Source organism: Kutzneria sp. CA-103260 (genome assembly GCF_018263855.1).
GTDB lineage: Bacteria > Actinomycetota > Actinomycetes > Mycobacteriales > Pseudonocardiaceae > Kutzneria.
The window spans coordinates 5,637,398-5,657,443 of sequence record NZ_CP073318.1 but is presented as its reverse complement, the minus strand read 5'-3'; the positions used below and the strand labels follow the sequence as shown (position 1 = coordinate 5,657,443).

The following is a 20,046-nucleotide window of genomic DNA, read 5'->3' as shown; positions in this document are numbered from 1 at the left end:
ACGAAACTAGGGCGGCCGGCAGTACGCAGCTCGTTCACGGAGTGTGACGGCGGTGACTGGATGCAGGGAGGTGCTGAATGAAGGCGATTGTGGTGACGGACCAGGCCGCCGGAGCGGCTGGGATGACGCTGGTGGAGCGGCCCGAGCCGGAAGCGGCGGGCAACGATGTCGTCGTTGAGGTTTACGCGTCGGGATTCACCCCGGGTGAACTGACCTGGCCCGGGACCTGGACCGATCGCCTCGGGCGGGACCGGACGCCGTCGATTCCCGGGCACGAGCTGGCCGGAGTGGTCAGCGCTCTCGGCTATGGCACGGCGGGGCTGTCGGTGGGTCAGCGGGTGTTCGGCCTCACGGACTGGACTCGCGACGGCACCCTGGCGGAGTACGTCGCCGTTGAGGCGCGCAACCTCGCGCCGCTGCCGGGCGACGTGGACTTCACGGTGGGCGCGAGTCTGCCAATCTCGGGTCTGACCGCGTGGCAGGGGTTGTTCGTGCACGGCCGTGTCCAGGTGGGGCAGAGCGTGCTCGTGCACGGTGCGGCCGGTGGAGTCGGTTCGGTGGTGACGCAGCTCGCGCGTGCGGCCGGCGCCTACGTCATCGGCACCGGGCGTGCCGCTGACCGGCAGACCGCGCTCGACTTCGGCGCGCAGGAGTTCGTCGACCTCGAGAATGAGGCCCTGGAAGACGTCGGTGGGGTGGATCTGGTGTTCGATGTCATTGGCGGGGACATTCAGAAGCGGTCCGCGCGTCTGATTCGAGCCGGCGGCACGCTGGTGACCGTCACCGGGCCGCCCGAGGCTCGGCCCGCCGACGGACTGGCGATCGACTTCGTCGTCGTGTCCGATCGCGCCCAACTGGGTGAGATCGCCCAGCGGGTGCGGGATGGACGGCTGCGGACGAACATCGGCACCGTGGCGGCCCTCGACGACGCGGTCGCCGCCTTCAACCCGACCGAGCGGGTCAAGGGGAAGACGATCATCCGCGTTCGTCCGTAAGGACTTCGGGACGCGATCGCCGGGCGGCGGATCGGCACAACGAGCCTGGTGCTCCCGAGCAACAAGACCTAGTTGAGTCAGCGCGGAACGTGGACCGGATCCACGTGCCGGGTAGGCGCGGACTGATACGGAGAGGTGTTCACATGAAGGCGATCGTGGTAACGGACCAGGCCGCCGGAACGGCTGGGATGACGCTGGTGGAGCGGCCCGATCCGGATGCGGCGAGGCTCGCCAGCCTCGCGGGCGCGAGCTACGGCGATGTCGTTGTCGACGTTCACGCGTCGGGATTCACCGGGAATGAGCTGGAGTGGCCCTCGACCTGGATCGACCGGCTCGGGCGGGACCGGACGCCGTCGATCCCTGGGCACGAGCTGGCCGGAGTGGTCAGCGCTCTCGGCTATGGCACAACCGGTTTGTCGGTGGGCCAGCGGGTGTTCGGCCTCACGGACTGGACCCGCGACGGCACCCTGGCGGAATACGCAGTCGTTGAGGCGCGCAACCTCGCGCCGCTGCCGGGCGACGTCGACTTCACGGTGGGCGCGGGCGTCGCGATGACCGGCCTGACCGCGTGGCAGGGTCTGTTCGAGCACGGCCGCCTTCAGGAGGGGCAGAGCGTGCTCGTGCACGGTGCGGCCGGCGCAGTCGGATCAATGGCAACCCAGCTCGCGCGTGCGGCCGGCGCCCACGTCATCGGCACTGGGCGCGCTGCTGACCGGCAGACCGCGCTCGACTTCGGCGCGCAGGAGTTCGTCGACCTCGAGAATGAGGCCCTGGAAGACGTCGGTGGGGTGGATCTGGTGTTCGATGTCATTGGCGGGGACATTCAGAAGCGGTCCGCGCGTCTGATTCGAGCCGGCGGCACGCTGGTGACCGTCACCGGGCCGCCCGAGGCTCGGCCCGCCGACGGACTGGCGATCGACTTCGTCGTCGTGTCCGATCGCGCCCAACTGGGTGAGATCGCCCAGCGGGTGCGGGATGGACGGCTGCGGACGAACATCGGCACCGTGGCGGCCCTCGACGACGCGGTCGCCGCCTTCAACCCGACCGAGCGGGTCAAGGGGAAGACGATCATCCGCGTTCGTCCGTGAGGACGGTGGACGAGCATGTGCGACGTGTGAGTAGACCTCGGCGACGCGGAGGATTCTCACCAGTCGGCGACGCCGATCGGCAGTGTGGCGGCCATCCCACGGGCGTGCTGGCCGTCAAGCCGTTCCATGCCGACCCCCCACGCGCCCGCGAGCCGGGTCAGTGTCTGCACGGCGTGCTCCAACGCCGGTGGGCTCGCCGCTGCGATGCGCAACGCCGCATCCACCCGGGGCTCGGTCATGGCCGACCGGCTCGCGGTGACGGTGATCGTCACGGCTGTGTGGTGGGTGGCGGTGAGCAGCCCGTGCACCATTTGCGGCACGGCGGCGGGGGAAAGGCGCGCCCAGCCATCGAGCCGAAATGTGGCCTGTGGGACCGAACCGCTGTGCCAGAGCCGCCACTGTTCTCGAACGCGGCTCCGTCCGGCGGTGACATGGGCGAGTGAGGCGAGGGCGCCGAGGAACTCGCTTTCCGCCAGCCCTATGGTCGGCAGGCCGTCCCGGCGGAGCCGGCGTTGCACCCGTCGAAGTGCGTTGGCGAGCGCCCGCTGGATGTCGGCGTCCCGATACGTGTCGACGGTGCGCAGTGCCTGCAGAGCGAGCCAGATCCGTGGTGGGTGCCGCCGGTCGATGCCGGCGTGGTACGTCACTTGCGCGGCAAAGGCCAGAGCCTCTTCGTTGGGTGGCGGCAACAGTGTCTCGGGACCGGGAATCCCCGCCGGGTCCTGCGTGACCGATTTCGGTTGCAGTACCGCGGTGATCCCGGCGGTGCGGCTGACCATGAACACCGGGTCGTCGCCCAGGTTGTCCACGAGCCCCACCGCTTCCGGTGAGATCACACGCAAGAGGGCGTGGCCGGTGCCGTCCGCACCCGTCAGATTCCGGTCACGGTCGCGCAGAAAGTACGCCGACGACAGGAAGAGCCATTCGTACACCCAGCGGCCACGGACACGCACGGCGGTCAACGCCAGGACGACCATGGCCCCGAGCCCGACCGCGGCGATCATGAACCACGGCCGGCCGACGACCAGGACTGCGGCGATCAGCACGAGTTGCCAGCAGACGATCTGGAGCACGGCTATGCCGGCAAGCGGGCGGGTGGCTTGGCGTCGCGCAGGTCCGGGCGACGCCGCCGTTGCCACCGGGCGCCACGGCTGGGCGGGAGTTGTGACCGGCCATTGCCGGGGCGGGCCGGCAGCCCGGGCCGCCGACAGCGCGGCGGCGGCCGTCCGCGCCGCAGCCTGAGAGTCCGCCGAAACGAGCGCCGCGTTGCCATAAGCCGCGTTGCCGTAACTGGTCGGCTGTGCGACCGGCATCGCCCCCAGTGCTGGGAGCGGCGGTACGACGGCTCGCTGCCTGGCCTGTGCCCCGCCGAGATCGGTCACCGAAACCCTCCTCACGTCCGACGCACACAGCGTCGCGGGACAACATGAGAATTTGGTGACAGCGGTCGTCGAAGTGCTGTTTCAGTGGAATTTCATCGGCCGCGGTTAGCGTCGCGGGCATGGGGCTGGGATGTATCTCTGCTGTAGCTGACTGTCTTACGGTCGCCGCGTGACCATGGAATCGCTCAGCTCGAAGCGTGCCGCCTGGCTGCGGTTCGGCGCGGTGGCCGCCGGCTGCCTGGTGCTCGTGGGTCTGGCCGTCACCAGTCAGGCGTCGCTGCCCAACGGCCTGCAGTTCATCCAGGTCGGCCACTGGGTGTACAACACCTCGTCGCAGTCGGCCGTGCACGTCGACGGGGCGACCGGCCAGGTGGACGCGCAGGCGAGCGTCCCCGGGGCCGGCGCGGGCAGCCAGGTCACGCAGGGAGATCGCGCCGGCTACGTGGTCGACAGGTCGCGGATCACGCAGTTCAGCAAGTCGACGCTGGGCGTCGAGAGCAGTTCCACGCCACCGGCCACCGAGCAGCCGGTCGTGCTGGAGGTGCCGGGCGGCCCGTACCTGGTCTACCGCAACGCCGGGCAGATCGCCCGCCTCGGTGATCCGGCTGCGACGGTCCCGGCCGGCGGGCCGCTGTCCGCGCCGGTGACGACCTCCGACGGCACGGTGTGGCTGCACCGGATCGACAACGGCTCGATCTGCGACCTGCCGCGGGGCGCCACGCTGCTGACCTGCCCCGCCCAGCTGCCCCAGGGCCACGACGGTTCGCTGGCCGTCGTCGGCGACCGTCCGGTGGTGCTCGACACCACGGCCGGCACGCTCAGCTCCGTCGGCAAGAACGGGCTCGGCGACGCGGCCGACATCGGGCTCGCCCTCCCGGCCACCGTGCAGGTGGCGAACAACGACGTGGACGGGCGGCTGGCCGTCGTGGACCCCGGCCAGAACCAGTTGCATCTGATCGACGCCGCCGGGCTGCTGCGCAACGGTCCGGCGGTTCGGCCCGTCTCGGTCGATCTGTCCAAGGACAGCAAGTACTCCGGGCCGGTCGCCACCTCGCACACCGTCGCGCTGGTCGACCAGGTCCGCAACGTGGTGCTCACCTACGACAGCAAAGGCACGCTGAAGGGCACCAAGCCGATTCCCGGCGCGGACGGCCAGACGCGGCTGGCGCTCGGCCAGGACAACCGGATCTACGCCGACAACCACGACGGTTCACACGTGGTGGTCGTGGACGGCCGGAACGGCTCGGCGGCGGACGTGAACGTCGACGACAAGGCGCGCAACCAGTCCACCAACGGGTCCGGTCCGGGCTCGGCCACCGGGCCGAATCCGGGTCCGGCACAGCAGGTGCAGGCGCCCGTCGCGAACGCGACTCCGCCGGGCGCGCCGCGCAACGTCGACGCGACCGCCGGTGTCGGCTCGGCCACCGTGATGTGGTCGGGCGCCCCCGACAACGGCGCGGGGATCACCAGATATCTCGTGTCGTGGTCGGGCGGTTCGACCACAGTGGACGGATCGAGGTCGAGCGCCACCGTGACCGGCCTGGCCAACGGCAGGTCCTACGTGTTCACCGTGGTCGCGGAGAACTCGGCCGGCCGCGGCGCGGGGGCCAGCTCCCGGACGGTGGTGCCGGGCGGGGCGGCCGACGCGCCGAGAGTCACCGCGACCGTCGGGTCCGGCGGGCAGGTCTCGGTGTCCTGGACCACGCCGAACCTCCACGGGGCCGACCTGGATCACTACCTGGTCAGCGCGTCCGGGCTGGGCGACCGCTCGGTGTCGTCGACATCCACCAGCTACCAGGGGCTGAGCGGCGCCATCACCTTCACCGTCCGTGCGGTCACCAGCTACGGCTCGGGTTCCACCTACACCGGAAGTCCGGGCACGGCGAGGGCCACCCTGGCGGCCGGGCCACCGACCTTGAAGATCACCGGTGTGCGCAGCGCGGCGGGTCTCGTCGTGACCGTGGACGCCAACGCCAACGGCGGGCCCGCGACCTGTCAGGCGACCTTCATGACCGCCAGCTCCAGTTGGGTCGCCTGCTCCGGCACCACGGAGATCACCATCCCGAACGTGTTCTGGTTCGGGGCCGTCACGGTCACGGCCACGATCAAGAACTCGGCGGGCACCGGAACGGACAGCTGGACCGGCACACCATCGACATAGTGAGAAGAAGGACGGGCAGTGACCTTCACGCCGAAAGCGGCCTATGACCGCATCGCCGACAACGTGCAGACCGTGCTGCGCGGCCACCCGGACACCGTCCGGATGGCCGTCGCCGCGCTGTTCGCCGAGGGGCACCTGCTGATCGAGGACGTGCCCGGCGTCGGGAAGACGACCCTGGCGCGGTGCATCGCGGCCAGCATCGGCGGCCGGTGGAGCCGGATCCAGTTCACGCCCGACCTGCTGCCCGGCGACATCACCGGCGTGATGGTGTACCACCAGCACGCCGAGCGGTTCCAGTTCCACCCCGGCGGGATCTTCGCCAACGTGGTGCTGGCCGACGAGATCAACCGGGGCACCCCCAAGACCCAGTCCGCGCTGCTCGAGGTGATGGCCGAGCGCCGGGTGACGGTCGATTCGGTCAGCCAGGACGTGCCGCGGCCGTTCCTGGTCGTGGCCACCCAGAACCCGATCGAGATGGAGGGCACCTACCGGCTGCCCGAGGCGCAACTGGACCGGTTCCTGATGCGGCTGTCGGTCGGCTATCCCGACCACGACGCCGAGGTGCTGGTGGTGATGGGCGACTGCGCCGGGGTCACCGCGGACGAGGTGCAGCCGGTGCTCCAGATCGACGACCTGCAGCGGGTCATCGCCCGGGTGCGGCAGTCCCATCTGGCTCCGGAGATCGTCTCGTACGCGGTCCGACTGGCCGCGGCGAGCCGGCGGCATCCGGCGGTTCGGTACGGCGCCAGCCCGCGCGGGAGCATCGCCCTGATCCGGGCGGCGCAGGCGCTCGCGGCGACCCACGGCCGCGACTTCGTGACCCCGGACGACGTGAAGGAAGTGGCGCGTCCGGTGCTGTGCCACCGCCTCGTGCTCACCCCGGACGCCGAGCTGAACCAGCGGCAGGCCGGCGATGTGGTGGACGAGTTGCTGGCCGACACGGCCGTCCCGACGGTCGCGTTCGGGCGTTAGCCGTGCGGCTCACCCGCCGCGGGGTCGCGGTGCTCATCGGCGCGGTTTTTTGTTACGGCACCGGCGAGTTGGCCGGATACCCGCTGTTGCGGGCGATCGCCGGGGTCCTGGTCGGCGCCGCGCTCGCCGCGGTGGCGGTGACCCGGTTCCGGCCGAAGGTCGAGGTCATCCGGTCCGTCCAGCCGGAGCGGATCGAGCGGGGCAAGCCGGCGCTCGCGACGCTGGTCGTGCGCAACAGCGCCGAGCGCCGGCACGGCGGCTTCGTCGCGCACGACAGCGTCGGGACCGAGGTGAAGCAGGTCCAGGTTCGCGCGCTCGCTCCCGGCGCGGCGGCGACGTACCACTACGAGCTGCCGACCGCCGTGCGCGGCCGGATCGAGGTCGGTCCGTTGGTGCTGAACCGGTCCGACCCCTTCGGGCTCGCTCGCGGCGACCGGACGGTGGGGGAGACCGCCTGCCTGTGGGCGTATCCGCGGCTGCATCCGGTGCGTCCGGCCAAGGCCGGGCACCCGCGGCACCATCACGACGGGCCGATCACCGACCCGCCGCTGCGTGGTTCGGCGGACCTGCGCGCGGTTCGGGAGTACGTGCTCGGCGACGAGGTGCGGCACCTGCACTGGAAGGCGAGCGCCCGGACCGGTCAGCTCATGGTGCGCGAGTACGCCGACCCGGCCCAACTGCGCTTCACCGCGGTGCTGGACACGAGGCCGGACGCGATGGGCCCGGACGTGTTCGAGGAGGCCGTCGAGGTGGCGGCCTCGCTGCTCTACGCGTCGGTGTCGACGGGACAGCACTGCCGGCTGATCACGTCGTCCGGCGTCTGCACTCCGGTCGGCAGCGGACTGCCGGTGGCGCGGGTGTTGTTGGACGAGCTCTGCCTGGTCGCGCAGGATGCGCCAGGCGACGCACCGCTGGTGCCCGCGTCGCAGCTGACCCCGACCCGGCCTGGCGGCGCGCTGGTCGTGATCACGGGGCCGGACACCGATCTCGGCACGGTTCGGCGATGGCGGCCGGACACGGTGATCCGGCTCGGCGCCCGGCAGCCGGTCGCGGACACCGGATCGATCAACGCGCTGGACGCCGCCGACGCGGTGGCGAGATGGAATGCCTTGGGGGGCGTGTGAACACTCGCCTGGCGGTCGCTGGACTGCTCGGCTCCACCGCGGTGGCCGGGCTGTTGTTCGCGCCGGTGTTCGGCTTGGCGGCGCTGATGGTGCCCGTGCTTGTGGTCGCCGCGGTCGGTTACGGCTGTGTCGAGTTGTGTGCGCGCTGGCCTCGGTTGACGCCGTGGCGGCCACTTCTCGTTCTGCTGTTGGGGTTGCTCGGGCTGGTCGAGTCGGTGCTGTTCTCGACCACTGTCGCCGGGATTCCCACCGTGGCGTCACTGCAGGGCCTGGCCCGCGGGCTGACCCAGAGCTGGCTGCTGACCCTGGAATCCACCTGGCCGGCGAGGCCGGATGCCGATCAGCTGCTGTTCGTGCCGCTGGCCGTGCTGCTCGCCGTGACGCTCGGTCTGGAATTGCTGCTGCGGCTGCGAAAGCCGCTGGTGGCGTTGCTGCCGAGCCTGGCGGTGGTCGGGCTCGCCCAGGCGTATCAGGCACTTGCCGGTCTCACCGCGATGCTCGCCGCGCTGGCCTACCTGGTGCCGGCCGGCGTGCTGTTGTGGGCCGACCGTCTCGTCGGACCGCTCCGGACTCGGCGTCCGTCCGGCTCGGGCATGCTGCTGGCGCTGCCCATGGTGATCGCGATCGTGGCCGGGGTCGCCGCCATCGGCGGTCTCGATCCAGCCGGCCGGGAGCCGTATCGGCTCGCGGACGCACATCCGGCCCCGCCGCCACAGAGTCCGTTCAGCAACCCGCTCGACGAGATCGCGTCCCGGTTGGCCGATCCCGGCCAGGAGGTGTTCAGCTACCGCAGCGACGTGCCGGTCGACCGGTGGCGGATGGTCGTGCTGACCGATTTCGACGGCGCCAACTGGTCGGCCGACTCGCAGCTGCGACGGATGGGCACGCGCCTCGCCGGCGTGCCGGGCGCGGCCGTGGCCACGGCTGATCTGCGCGTGCGGGACCTGTCCGGGCCGTGGCTGCCGAGCCAGCCGAACCCGATCGATGTGACCGGGGTGGCTCCGCTGGTGGATCAGTCGGCGGGCACCCTGCTGTCCCAGTCCGCCGACGCGGGGCCGGCGACGGACTACCAGCTGACCTGGTCGGCGCCCGATGCCGATGCCGCGTACCTGAAGACCGCCTCAGTTGATCCCCACGCGCCGGGCGGACTCGGCGGCCTCGGCGTGGTGCCCGGCGACATCAGCAAGATCGCCTGGACCGCGGTGTACGGCCAGCGGCCGACCTTCCAGTCCGCGCTGCTGCTCGAGCGCTTCCTCAGCGACAACTACCAGGTCGCGGTCGGCGGCGACCTGCCGACCGGGGACGGCTGGCCGCAGTTGCGACAGTTCCTCACCGAGACCAAGCGCGGGACGAGTGAGCAGTTCGCCGCGGCGTACGTGGCTCTGGCGCGGATAACCGGCATTCCGGCTCGGCTGGTGGTCGGCTACCGCGGCTCGGCCGAGACCGTGGGCGGTTTCCACGTGGTGCGCAACGGAAACGTGCTGGCCTGGCCGGAGGTGGCGGTCGCCGGGGTGGGCTGGGTGCCCCTGGATCCGACCCGGACTGCGAGCAAAGCCGACCAGCCGCAGTCCGGTCTGGCCAAGGCGGCCGCGCAGGCCCGGGCGCAGTTGCCGCCCCCGAACCAGTTGCGCCCTCCGCAGTTGCCGCCGGGCCAGCAGGATCTGGCTGGTGCCAAGGCTTCCGGCCCCGTCGTGTGGCCGGGGTGGTTGGTGGCCGCCGTGGCGATCACGCCGTTCGCCTGCTGGCTGTTCGGGGTGCCGCTGGCGAAGGCCGCGCGTGCCCGCCGTCGTCGGCGTCGACGAACCGGCGCCGACGCCGTGCTCGGAGCCTGGGCGGAGGCGCGGGATCGGCTGTGCGCGCACCGCGTTCCGTACCGGGTCGGGATGACGCCGCGAGACCTGGCCGAATCGGCGGGCTCGGTGCTCGGCGACCGGGTCCGCGAGCCGATGATCCGGCTGTCGCGATTGCTGGACGTCGCGCTGTGGTCCCGTTATCCGGCGACCGACGGCGCCGCCCGAAACGCGTGGGCCGAGGTCCGCGAAATCCGCCGCGCGCTCGCCGCCCGCCCTATGTCGCGTCGCCTCCGTGCCGCCCTCGACCCGCGTCCGCTGTTCCGCTGAGTGGTCAGGAGGAGGTGCAGACGGCGCCGCGGATCGGCACCGGAGCGGTCTGGTAGATGTGCGTGCCGTCCGTGCCGCGGATCTGGAAGCAGTACTTGCGGGCCGGGTCGACCGGCACCGACATCGTGTGGTCCCGGTTGGCCACCAGCACCATCGGCGTCATCCGTTCGCCGCCCACGATCACGGCGAAGTCCAGGTCGCCGTCCGCGCTCCAGGTCAGCTGGATCTTGGTGCCCTGGTCGGTCGGCGTGGCCAGGGCGAGATTCACGTTCGGCGCCGGGCTGGTCGTGGTCCCCGCCGACGACGGCGCGGCGGCGGCCGGTGCTCCGGTCTGCGGGCTCGGGCTCTTCTGGGTGGTGAGCATCGGCACCGCGATCATTCCCGCGACGGCGACGGCGAGGCCCGCCAGGACGGCGGGCCGCCAGCCGATGTGCGGCAGCTTGCTGTCCCGGCGGGGCGGGGCCGCCTCGTCGAAGGAACGGACCAGGGTGCGCCCGGGCGCCGATTCGGGCGCGGGGGCAGGCTGTTGGGCGGGGGCAGGTTGCGGGGGTGTCCCCGCGAAGTCGTCGAACTCGACCTCGACCTGGCCGACGCTCGCCCGGTGCATCTTCTCCAACGACTCCGCCACACTCGCGGAGTCCTGCGGCCGGTCCGCCGGATCCTTGGCCAGCAGCCGCCCGATCAGGTCGGACAGCGCGGGTGGGACTCCGGGCACCTGGATCGGGGGCACGGGATCGCGGAACACCTGGAGGATCCGTTCGGCCCGCTGCTGCCCCGTGTGGCGCGGGAACGGCGACGAGCCGGTCAGCGCCGTGTAGAGCACCGCGCCCAGTCCGTACAGGTCCGACGCCTCGGACAGGGCGTCATCACGCAGCGTCTCCGGGGCGGCGTAGTCCACCGCGTGCAGCGGGTCATGCGGAAACCGCCGGCGCAACGCCAGCCCGAAGTCGGCGAAGACGAGTTCGCCGGATCGGCGGAACAGCACGTTGTGCGGCGTGACCCCGCCGTGCACGACCCCGACCTGGTGCGCCGCGGCCAGTGCGGCGGCGACCGTCCGTCCGACGGCCAGCACGTCGCGCACGGGCAACTGCGCGCCGAGATGCCCGGCCAGCGAACCCTGGCACAGCTCCATCCGCACGCCCGTGCGGCCGTCCTGGAACTCGATCACCTCGTCGACCGGCAGGATCGCCCGCTCGGTCCGCACGGTGTCGAGCGCCTTGCGCTCCCGGCCCAGCCACGCCGCGGTGTCGCGGTCGAGGCTGCCGTCGAACACCTTCACCACGACCTCGGCGCCGTCGAGCCGTCCCACGTAGACCTGGGCAACCGGCCCCTCGGCGAGCAACCTCTCCACGCCCACCCCGATGCTCATGAGCCCATTGTTCCCCCACCCGGTTTCCGCCGCACGGTCCGGCAGGTTCCTGCCTCGGCGTCCCGCGCCTGTCATCAAAACCTCATGTGCCCTGAATAGTTTCGGACGGGTCATCAGCGTCCGGCGGCCGTCCGCCGCCACGAGTGGTTAGGGAAGTCATGGACCTCTTGCACATGTTGGTCAGGCCGATCATCGTCGGCGCGCTGCTCGCCTTCGTGGGATGGCTCAGCGTCACGGTTCGCAAGAGGAAGGTCGCCCAGGCGGAGGCGGCCGCGCCGGCGCCGGTCGAAGACCGCTCGCAGACGCTGTTGCGGCAGGCCCAGCAGTTCGACTCCGACCGGGACTCGCTGGCCGCCCGAGGCCAGCGGGCGGACGCGCTCGCACCGGCCCAGGCGGCGGCCGACAGCTGGCGCGAACTCACACAGGTGCGGCCAGGGCGGTTCCAGACCGAACTCCAGGCGGCGTTGACGCGCCTCGACGAACTGCAGAAGACCCTCGGGCGCGCCTGAGACAACGAGACCGACCCGACCAAGAAGGCGAGACCGCAATGCCTGCCGCCCTGTGGACCGGCCGACGCGCCGACGAGGGGGAGGTGACCGCCGACATCGCCCGGACCATCGGCAGCGAACTCGGCCTCGCCTCCGCACCCGTGGCCATGACGCTGTCGGCCGACAGCACCGGTGTTCCGGCCGGGAGCCTGCTGCCGCCACGCGAGCGGTTCAGCGGCATGCCGGCGCCGACGCACTGTTTCGTCTACGTCGACGCCCAAACGCCACGGCCGTTCGAACTCCGCGCCTCGATCATGAGCGGGCGCACGGCGATTCGCCGCGCCCTCGGACTGGGCAGCTTGCTCTACGCGGTGCCACTGACTCTGCCGAGCCCGGTTCGGGTCGCCCTGGGCGCGGCCCGCGGCTCCGGCCACGCTCCCTTCGAAGGGGACTTCCTGGTCGCGGACCGCCTGAACGCGGACGCCGAGTTGGTGAAGAACGCCAACGCGCTGGCCGCCACCGTGGCCGGGCAACGGAAGCAGAGCATCAGCGCCCCGGGCGTCACCTACGGCCAGACCTGGGAAGTGGAGCGGCTGCTGGCGATCGAGTCGCTGCCCCAGGGCGGGGTTCTGCTCGTGCGCACCCTGCACCGATCCACCATCGGCGGCTGGACGCTCCGCTCCGCCGCCGTACTGGACTTCGCCGCCCGGCTCGAAACGGCACTCCGGACGGTGCGCGCATAGCGTCGTTCTCCCAGTAGTGCCCCTGCGCAGGAACTCGGATTCCCGCGCAGGGGCATTGCGCGGGTGCTGTCGGTGCACAACGCGGACGAGGGCGGCGCGATCGTCGAACCGCGCCTGCCCCTGAGCGCCGGCTGAGCCGCGCGACGCCAATTAGCGGATGTGCTGGACCCACGTGTAGCTTCGGCCCATGTTCCCGCCCACGCCGGGCGTGGTGAGTCCGAGCCATCCGCTGTAGTCCTGGATTTCCTGCCCGGCGTCGTTGGAGCCGTCGGCGTACGCACCGCCCGCGCCGAGCCCATCGCCCCCGCCGGCCTCGTACAGGTCGAACCATTTCTTCTGGTCGTCGACGCTCTGGCCGTCGCTGTAGGTGAACTGCAGGCCGCCCCAGGCGCCGGCGCCCGTGTTGACCCCGACCTCTTTGGACAGCGACTCGGTGACGCCCCAGCCCTGGGGCGTGTGCACCAGGTTCACCGACGCGCCACCCGCGAACACAAAGGCGGCCACACCGCCGCCCAGGCCGATCCCGAAGGTCTTGGTATCCCATTCGTGCCGCACCCAGTTCACCGCCCCGCCGAGCGCGGAGGTCACCGGCCGCAGGAACGAGAACGGGCTACTCGACTGCTCGGTCGCCGTCCCGTCGCCGACCAGGCTCTGGAAAGCGCTCGCGAGGTGGTTCACCAGCCGGGTGCGCAACGGGTGCAGCAGCGATGAGGCGCTCAGCAACTCGTACAGCGGTTCGTTGGCCGCGACCGTGCCGCTGATCGTCTGTTTCACAAAGCTCAGCGCGCGGCTGTAACTCTGCGCCAGCGCGCCCTGGGTCCCCGCCGTCTGGGCGATCTTGCTCCAGTCGCTCGCCACCGAACTCACCTTGTCCACCATGTCCGCGCCGGCCGAGTCGCGCCACACCGCGCCCAGCGACTGGCCGGTCTGGTGCAGGTCGCTGTGCCCGGCCGAGGCGGCTGAGGCGAACGTGCCGAGGTGTGTGCCGAGTTGGTTGGCGACGTCTTCGTTGTCCGGCGGCCACGCGTTGTACTTCTGCTTGATGGCCGTCCACAGGTCACTCGACGGTTCAGCGATCATGGTTCACCACCCTGTCCAGCGCGGTCAGCAACGGGTCGAAGACGGGATCGGCGGATTCCGTGTCGTCGGACAGGAAGCTCGCCGCGATGGCCTCACCTTCCTGCTGGGCCCGCCGCGCGGCCAGGTTGATAGTGTCGGTGATGGTCCGGGCCAAGGCGGCCGAGTCCGGGGCGCGGTAGATGCGCGGGTCCAGCCGGAGTTCGAGCAGCTGGCCGGTTCCCCCTGCCACCGCGGTGATCAGGCCGTCGTCGGATTCCGCCCCGACCCGGATCTCGCCGAGCCGCACTCGCAACGACCGGACGTCCGCGGCCATCCGCTCGTATTCGGCGTGCATGTCCAGTTGCAAGGGAATGTCCACGAAACCCAGTGTGCGCGCGGAATTCGTGCGGCAATCGCACGTGGCCGGTTGCGGCCATGGCCATACACCACGGCCCGCACGCCCGGACGATGACCAGGGTGAGACGACATCGCCTGCTCGCCCTCGCGCTCGCCGCCACGGCGCTGCCCGTCCTCGCGCCGACCCCGGCAGCCGCGGCGCCACCGGCCGGCGCCTGCCAGGACGCCGAACCCGCGCATCCCGTGGTGGCCGCGTTGCCGTGGGCGCAGCAACTCCTCGACCCGGACCGGGTGTGGCCGGAAAGCCGCGGCGCGGGCGTGCTGGTCGCCGTGGTCGACTCCGGCGTCGACACCGATCACCCACAACTCCGCCGGCCGGGAAAGGTACTGCCGGGCAAGGATTTCTACACCCCCGGCGGCGAGCCGGCGACCTTCGACTGCGAGTCGCACGGCACCGAGGTGGCCAGCATCGTCGCCGCCGACCCGGTGTCCGGGGTCGGTTTCCACGGCGTTGCGCCGGACGCGCGGATCCTGCCGGTGCGGGTCACCAACCGCGAACTCAACGATCAGGGCCAGACCCTCCAGATCGACCCGCAGGAGATCGCCAACGGCATCCGCTATGCCGTCGACCAGGGCGCCGGCGTGATCAACCTGTCGCTGGCCGGCACCACGGACTTCCCGGCGGTCCGGGACGCGGTCGGCTACGCGGTGAGCCGGAATGTCGTGGTGGTGGCCGCGGCGGGCAACCAACAGCAGAACGACACCACGGAGCTGCCGTCCTATCCGGCCGGTTATCCCGGGGTGCTTGGGGTGGGCGCGGTCGACATCAACGGGGCCCGGGCGTCCACCTCGCAATTCGGGCCCTACGTGAGCATCGTCGCGCCCGGCGCGGGCGTGCTGGCCGCGACCAGGGTCGCCGGGCAGTCCTATGTGGACGGAACGAGTTTCGCCACCGCGTTCGTGTCCGGGGCCGCGGCGCTGGTGCGCGCGGCGTGGCCGCAGCTGTCCGCAGCCCAGGTCATCCAGCGGCTCGAGGCCACGGCCAGCCCGGCCCGCGGCGGCCGGGACAGCGCCGAGTACGGCGCCGGGGTGGTCGACCCGTATCGCGCGGTCACCGACCAGCTCGATCCCCGGGCGCCCGCGGACCTGCCGGCCTATGTCCCGAAACCACCCGACCAGGCCGAACTCGCCCGGCTGGCCGAACAGCGGCACGTCGACACGGTGGCGACCTGGTTGGCGGCCGGCGCGCTGGGCGTGCTGCTGCTCGCCGCCGCGGCCGCCGTCGTCCTGCGCCGCGCCCGGCGCCGCCACTGGCGGCCGGCCCAGGCCGCCCGGCTGCCGGCCGAACCGGAGATCGTCGAACCACCCGAGCAGATCTTTCTCCTGGACCGCTGAGCCCGCTGAACGCCGAATGCCCGGTGCGATCGGATCGCACCGGGCATTCGCGTTGTGCCGGCTAGATGTTCGACACGATGTTGATGGCCTGCCGCAGGGTCTGCTGGCCGATGTCGGCGACATTCCCGTACGCCGTGCCTTCGGCGTTCATACCGTCGGTGTGGTAGCCGGTCGCCTTCTGCCGCATCTGGTACGACTGGAACGCGGCCTCGGCCGCGTCGTCGCCCCAGGCGCCGCCGAGCATGCCCTGCATCCGGTTGGCCTGCTCGCTGGCGCTCTGGCTGATCTGGTTCGCGGTCCGCTGAGCGTCGGACTGCGCGGTCTGCATCGAATCAAAAACGATCTTGAACTCGTCGCTCACGGGTCACTCCTTTTCAGGGGTTGATGACGCTGCCGGTGCCGTAACTGGTCCGGGTCATGGCGCTGTGCGCGCTGTCCTGGCCGTCGCTGTACTGGGCCACCGCGCGCCGGTTGTTGTCGACGAGCCGCTGGTTGCCGTCCTGGGTCTGCCGCCAGTGGCCGTCGCGCTCCTGGCCGACGGACGCCGCCGCGTTCCGCACGGTGCCGGCCAGGCCGGTCGACACCGTGTCGCTGGTGCGCTGACTGAACGACGAGCTCGCGTTCGCCTGATCCTGCTGACTGCTCTCGGTGAAGCTGTTCAGGCTCTGCACCGAGGCGAAGTCCACGGACAGCTGATTGCCGGTCATACGTCCCTCCCTCGTTCGTGATGGTGTGACGCGAACCGACGCTAGTTCGCCGGACGCCCCGGATCGGTGGCGCGGCACCTTCCTGCCATCGCCGCCACACAACGCGCGCCGGCACGGACCATCAACGGCGTGGCGACAGTTGTGGTGCGCAGGCCCGCACGCAAACCGGCCCCGGACATGCCCTCCGGCGAACTGATGTTGCAGGCGCCGCCGGAGATTCCGACGGCGCCGTCCCGGCAGTGGGCGCAGTTGCTGATGATCCTGCCGATGCTGCTGATGATGGCGGCGATGATGCTGCTGTATTCGGGCAGCACAGGCGGGGCCGTCCGGTACGTCATCTACGGGATGATGGGCGTGGCCGTGCTTGGCATGGCGGTCATGGGTTTTGTGCAGGGCGCCGGTCCCGGCAAGCGCGAGATGGGGCACGCCCGCCGCCGCTATCTGCGGCACCTGGCCCAGCACCGGCTCCGGTTCCGCCGCGCCGTGCGGCGGCAGCGCGCCGCCATGGAATACCTGCACCCGGAGCCGGCCGCGTTGTGGTCGCTGGCGACCGGTCACCGGTTGTGGGAGCGGCGTAAGAACGACCCGGATTTCGGGGTCGCCCGGATCGGCCGTGGACCGCAACGGCCCGCGGTCACGCTGGTCGCGCCGGACACCAAGCCGCTGGAGGAGCTGGAACCGCTGTCCGCGCTTGCCCTGCGCCGCTTCCTGACCACTCACTCCATGGTGGACAGGTTGCCGATCGCCTTGTCGGTCAACGGGTTCAGCCGGATCCACCTGCGCGGCGACCGGGCAGCGGCGCTCGGCCTGGTGCGCGCTCTGCTGGCGCAGCTGGCCGTGCTGCACTCCCCGGACGACCTGCGGATCGCGGTGTGCGTGGCGGAGGCGCTGCGCGCGGACTGGGAGTGGGTGAAGTGGCTGCCGCACGCGCTGCACCCGGACCGTGCCGACGCGCTCGGCCCGCTACGGCTGGTGGCCACCTCCGTCCCCGCGCTGGAGGCGATGCTCGCCGACGAACTGGCCAAGCGGCCCCGGTTCGACCCGGCCTCCGACGTCCGGCTACCCGGCCCGCACCTGGTGGTGGTGCTCGACGGCGGCTCGGTCACCGGGTCGGCGCAACTGCTGACCGGCGGTGGCGTCGAGGGGGTGACCGTGCTCGACCTGGCCACCCCGCCGCCGCGCCTGCCGGACCGGACCACGGTCGCACTGGCGGTGCGCGCCGACGGCGTGCTGGTCAACGAAACCAGCGACGGCCCCGTCCCACTCGGCCGGGCGGACACCCTCGGCCCGGTCGCGGCCGAGGGGCTGGCCCGGCAACTGGCGCCGCTGCGGCTGACCGCCAGGGTGCGCGGCGAGGCCGCGATGACCACCGCGCTCGGCTTGGCCGAGCTGCTCGAACTCGGTGACCCGTTCGCCCTGGACCCGGCGGACACCTGGGCGCCCCGGCCGGACCGGGACCGGCTGCGGGTCAAGATCGGTGTCCGGGCCGACGGCACGCCCATCGAGCTCGACCTGAAGGAGTCCGCGCAGGACGGCATGGGGCCGCACGGCCTGTTGGTCGGCGCCACCGGCTCCGGCAAGTCAGAGCTGCTGCGCACGCTGGTGCTGGCGCTCGCGGTCACCCATCCGCCCAGCTCGCTGAACTTCGCGCTGATCGACTACAAGGGCGGCGCGACCTTCGCCCAGCTGACCGACCTCCCGCACACCAGCGCGGTGATCACCAACCTGGAGGAGGAGCTGCACCTGGTCGACCGGATGACCGACGCGATCAACGGCGAGCTGATCCGCCGCCAGGAGCTGCTGCGCGAGGCCGGGAACTTCGCCTCACTGCGCGACTACAACAAGGCCCGCGCGGCCGGCGCCCCGCTGCCCGAGGTGCCGACCCTGCTGGTGATCTGCGACGAGTTCTCCGAACTGCTGTCCGCCAAGCCCGATTTCATCGACATGTTCGTGCAGATCGGCCGGGTCGGCCGGTCGCTGGGCGTGCACCTGCTGCTGGCCTCGCAGCGGCTGGACGAGGGTCGGCTGCGCGGCCTGGAGGCGAACCTGTCCTACCGGATCGGGCTGCGCACGTTCTCCGAGATGGACAGTCGAGCGGCGCTCGGCGTGCCGGACGCCTTCCGACTGCCGCGTGCACCCGGACACGGCTTCATCAAGGTCGGCACCGAACCGATGGAACGGTTCCGCGCGGCCTACGTCTCCGGGGTCTACCAGCGCGCCAGCGGCGTCTCGGTCACCGCCGCAGCCGGGCAACGCCTCGCGTTGTACGAGTACACGACCGCCAACCTGCCCGCCGAACCCGCCACGGCCGAACCGGAGCCGGACGAGTCCGAGGACACCGTCGGCGAAACCCTGCTGGACATCCTGGTCGGCCGGCTGACCGGCCAGGGGACCCCGGCGCACCAGGTCTGGCTGCCCCCACTGGACGAGCCGCCGACCCTGGACACGGTGCTGCCCGGGCTGATCACCCACCCCGAACGCGGCCTCACCGCCGAACCGGCCGGCACGCTGCGGCCGGTGCTGGGCATCGTCGACCGGCCGCTCGACCAGCGCCGCGACCCGCTGGTGCTGGACCTGGCCGGGGCGGCCGGGCACGTGCTGGTGCTCGGCGCCCCGCAGACCGGCAAGAGCACCGTGCTGCGGACCCTGATCACCAGCCTCGCGCTCTCCCACACCCCGCGGGAAACCCAGTTCTACTGCCTGGACTTCGGCGGCGGCACCCTCGGCGCGCTGACCGGGCTGCCGCACGTGGCCGGGGTGTCCGGCCGACTGGACACCGGCCCGGTCCGGCGCACCGTCGCCGAGGTGGCCACCCTGCTGGCCGCCCGCGAGCGGCTGTTCGCCGCGCACAAGATCGACGGCATTGTCACCTACCGACGGCTGCGCGCCGAAGGACAGTTCGCCGAGGACCCGCACGGCGACGTGTTCCTGGTCATCGACGGCTGGCAAACGCTGCGCAGCGACTTTCCCGAGCTCGAGGACGCGGTCGGCGACATCGCCGCGCGCGGCCTGTCCTACGGCGTGCACGTGGTCGCCAGCTCCGGCCACGTGAACGGCCTGCGGATGACCGTGCGGGACCTGTTCGCCAGCAAGCTGGAACTCAAGATCGGCGACCCGATCGACTCGATCATCGACCGGCGCGCCGCGGCAACCGTGCCAGCGGGAAAACCGGGCCGCGGGGTCGCGATGAGCCGCCACCAGATGCTGATCGCGCTGCCCCGGATCGACGGAGTGTCCGATCCGGACAGTCTTGCCGGCGGCCTGGGCGCGCTGGTCGACGCGGTGGCGACGGCCTGGCCGGGCGAGCCCGCGCCCTCCGTGCGGCTGCTGCCAGGATCGCTGCCCTACGCCGAACTGCCCGAGACCGACGAGCTGTCCGGCCCGGCTGCCGGGTTCGCGGTCGGCATCCACGAACACGACCTGTCCCCGGTCCGGCTGGACTTCGCCGCCGACCCGCACTTCTTCCTGCTGGCCGACACCGAGGCCGGCAAGACCGCGTTCCTGCGGCTGCTGGCCCGCCGGATCTGCCAGGCGTACACCCCGGAGCAGGCCCGGATCGTGCTGATCGACCACCGCCGCGGCCTGCTCGGCGAGATCGACGAGCGCTACCTGGCCGGCACCGGCATCAACGACACGCACAGCGCCGGCCTGCTGGCCGAGGTGGCGGGCGAACTGGCCAAGCGGCTGCCCGGGCCGGACATCACCGCCGAGCAGCTGCGGGCCCGCAACTGGTGGCGTGGCCCGGAGATCTTCGTGCTGATCGACGACTACGACATGGTGGCCGCCTACCAGGACCATCCGGTGATGCCGCTGCTGCCGCTGCTCGCACAAGGCGCGGACATCGGCCTGCACCTGGTTGCCGCCCGGCGCACCGGCGGCGCGGCACGCGGGCTGTTCGAGCCGGTGCTGGCCAGGATGCGCGAGGTCGGCGCGACCGGCCTGATGATGTCCGGCGACCGGGACGAGGGCCCGCTGCTGGGCGGGATGCGCCCGCAGGTGCTGCCGCCGGGACGCGGCTGGCTGGTCGACCGGCGCGGCGCCCGCGGCCTGATCCAACTCGCCTGGCTCGCGCCGGCGATTCAGTAA

Annotated in this window: 16 protein-coding genes; 10 read left to right on the top strand and 6 right to left on the bottom strand. The window is 71.6% G+C overall.

Features of this window, described 5'->3' with window-relative positions:
- Window positions 1-77 precede the first annotated feature (77 nt).
- Both JJ691_RS24595 and JJ691_RS24590 read left to right on the top strand, forming a co-directional pair.
- The gene (locus JJ691_RS24595; RefSeq protein ID WP_211771059.1) at window positions 78-995 is read left to right on the top strand and encodes an NADP-dependent oxidoreductase; all 918 of its coding nucleotides are present in this window, start codon (window positions 78-80) and stop codon (window positions 993-995) included.
- 143 nt (window positions 996-1,138) lie between these two features.
- Entirely contained in the window at window positions 1,139-2,083 is a 945-nt protein-coding gene (locus tag JJ691_RS24590; protein WP_211771058.1) for an NADP-dependent oxidoreductase, read from the top strand.
- Window positions 2,084-2,139: 56 nt separating this feature from the next.
- On the opposite strand, the gene JJ691_RS24585 is transcribed toward JJ691_RS24590, so the two are convergent.
- The gene (locus JJ691_RS24585) at window positions 2,140-3,465 is read right to left on the bottom strand and encodes a type VII secretion protein EccE (protein WP_249228157.1); all 1,326 of its coding nucleotides are present in this window, start codon (window positions 3,463-3,465) and stop codon (window positions 2,140-2,142) included.
- Between the two features lie 175 nt (window positions 3,466-3,640).
- On the opposite strand from JJ691_RS24585, the gene JJ691_RS24580 reads away from it, so the two are divergent.
- Genes JJ691_RS24580 through JJ691_RS24565 form a run of 4 tightly spaced genes read left to right on the top strand, consistent with a single transcriptional unit; the run spans window position 3,641 to window position 9,842 of the window.
- A complete protein-coding gene (locus JJ691_RS24580; RefSeq protein ID WP_211771688.1) occupies window positions 3,641-5,626 on the top strand; it encodes a fibronectin type III domain-containing protein in 1,986 nt (661 codons plus the stop codon).
- A gap of 18 nt (window positions 5,627-5,644) precedes the next feature.
- Window positions 5,645-6,598: an AAA family ATPase gene (locus JJ691_RS24575; protein ID WP_211771057.1), complete on the top strand. Its 954-nt coding sequence runs from the start codon at window positions 5,645-5,647 to the stop codon at window positions 6,596-6,598.
- A 2-nt stretch (window positions 6,599-6,600) separates the two neighbouring features.
- Window positions 6,601-7,722 (top strand): DUF58 domain-containing protein, encoded by a 1,122-nt coding sequence (locus JJ691_RS24570; RefSeq protein ID WP_211771056.1) that lies wholly within the window; start codon window positions 6,601-6,603, stop codon window positions 7,720-7,722.
- Window positions 7,719-9,842, top strand: coding sequence for a transglutaminase TgpA family protein (locus tag JJ691_RS24565; RefSeq protein WP_249228156.1), 2,124 nt, complete (start codon window positions 7,719-7,721; stop codon window positions 9,840-9,842). Before JJ691_RS24570 ends, JJ691_RS24565 begins: the two co-directional genes overlap by 4 nt.
- A 4-nt stretch (window positions 9,843-9,846) precedes the next feature.
- Here JJ691_RS24565 and JJ691_RS24560 read toward each other — a convergent pair whose 3' ends face one another.
- Window positions 9,847-11,211 (bottom strand): serine/threonine protein kinase, encoded by a 1,365-nt coding sequence (locus tag JJ691_RS24560; protein ID WP_211771054.1) that lies wholly within the window; start codon window positions 11,209-11,211, stop codon window positions 9,847-9,849.
- 158 nt (window positions 11,212-11,369) lie between these two features.
- On the opposite strand from JJ691_RS24560, the gene JJ691_RS24555 reads away from it, so the two are divergent.
- Together JJ691_RS24555 and JJ691_RS24550 are read left to right on the top strand one after the other, a co-directional pair.
- Window positions 11,370-11,720: a hypothetical protein gene (locus tag JJ691_RS24555; protein WP_211771053.1), complete on the top strand. Its 351-nt coding sequence runs from the start codon at window positions 11,370-11,372 to the stop codon at window positions 11,718-11,720.
- A gap of 38 nt (window positions 11,721-11,758) precedes the next feature.
- A complete protein-coding gene (locus tag JJ691_RS24550; protein WP_249228155.1) occupies window positions 11,759-12,442 on the top strand; it encodes a hypothetical protein in 684 nt (227 codons plus the stop codon).
- A gap of 150 nt (window positions 12,443-12,592) precedes the next feature.
- On the opposite strand, the gene JJ691_RS24545 is transcribed toward JJ691_RS24550, so the two are convergent.
- Together JJ691_RS24545 and JJ691_RS24540 are read right to left on the bottom strand one after the other, a co-directional pair.
- Entirely contained in the window at window positions 12,593-13,522 is a 930-nt protein-coding gene (locus tag JJ691_RS24545; RefSeq protein ID WP_211771052.1) for a WXG100-like domain-containing protein, read from the bottom strand.
- Window positions 13,512-13,880 carry a YbaB/EbfC family nucleoid-associated protein gene (locus JJ691_RS24540; RefSeq protein WP_211771051.1) on the bottom strand — a complete coding sequence of 123 codons (369 nt, stop codon included), beginning with the start codon at window positions 13,878-13,880 and terminating at the stop codon, window positions 13,512-13,514. The genes JJ691_RS24545 and JJ691_RS24540 overlap by 11 nt, the downstream gene beginning before the upstream one ends.
- Before the next feature lie 89 nt (window positions 13,881-13,969).
- Here JJ691_RS24540 and mycP point away from each other — a divergent pair, with 89 nt between their 5' ends.
- Complete coding sequence (gene mycP / locus JJ691_RS24535) at window positions 13,970-15,253, top strand: type VII secretion-associated serine protease mycosin (RefSeq protein WP_211771050.1); 1,284 nt, start codon at window positions 13,970-13,972, stop codon at window positions 15,251-15,253.
- A gap of 61 nt (window positions 15,254-15,314) precedes the next feature.
- Here mycP and JJ691_RS24530 read toward each other — a convergent pair whose 3' ends face one another.
- Together JJ691_RS24530 and JJ691_RS24525 are read right to left on the bottom strand one after the other, a co-directional pair.
- Window positions 15,315-15,614: a hypothetical protein gene (locus JJ691_RS24530; RefSeq protein WP_211771049.1), complete on the bottom strand. Its 300-nt coding sequence runs from the start codon at window positions 15,612-15,614 to the stop codon at window positions 15,315-15,317.
- Between the two features lie 13 nt (window positions 15,615-15,627).
- A complete protein-coding gene (locus JJ691_RS24525) occupies window positions 15,628-15,960 on the bottom strand; it encodes a hypothetical protein (RefSeq protein ID WP_211771048.1) in 333 nt (110 codons plus the stop codon).
- A 129-nt stretch (window positions 15,961-16,089) separates the two neighbouring features.
- Here JJ691_RS24525 and eccCa point away from each other — a divergent pair, with 129 nt between their 5' ends.
- Window positions 16,090-20,046: a type VII secretion protein EccCa gene (eccCa, locus tag JJ691_RS24520; RefSeq protein ID WP_211771047.1), complete on the top strand. Its 3,957-nt coding sequence runs from the start codon at window positions 16,090-16,092 to the stop codon at window positions 20,044-20,046.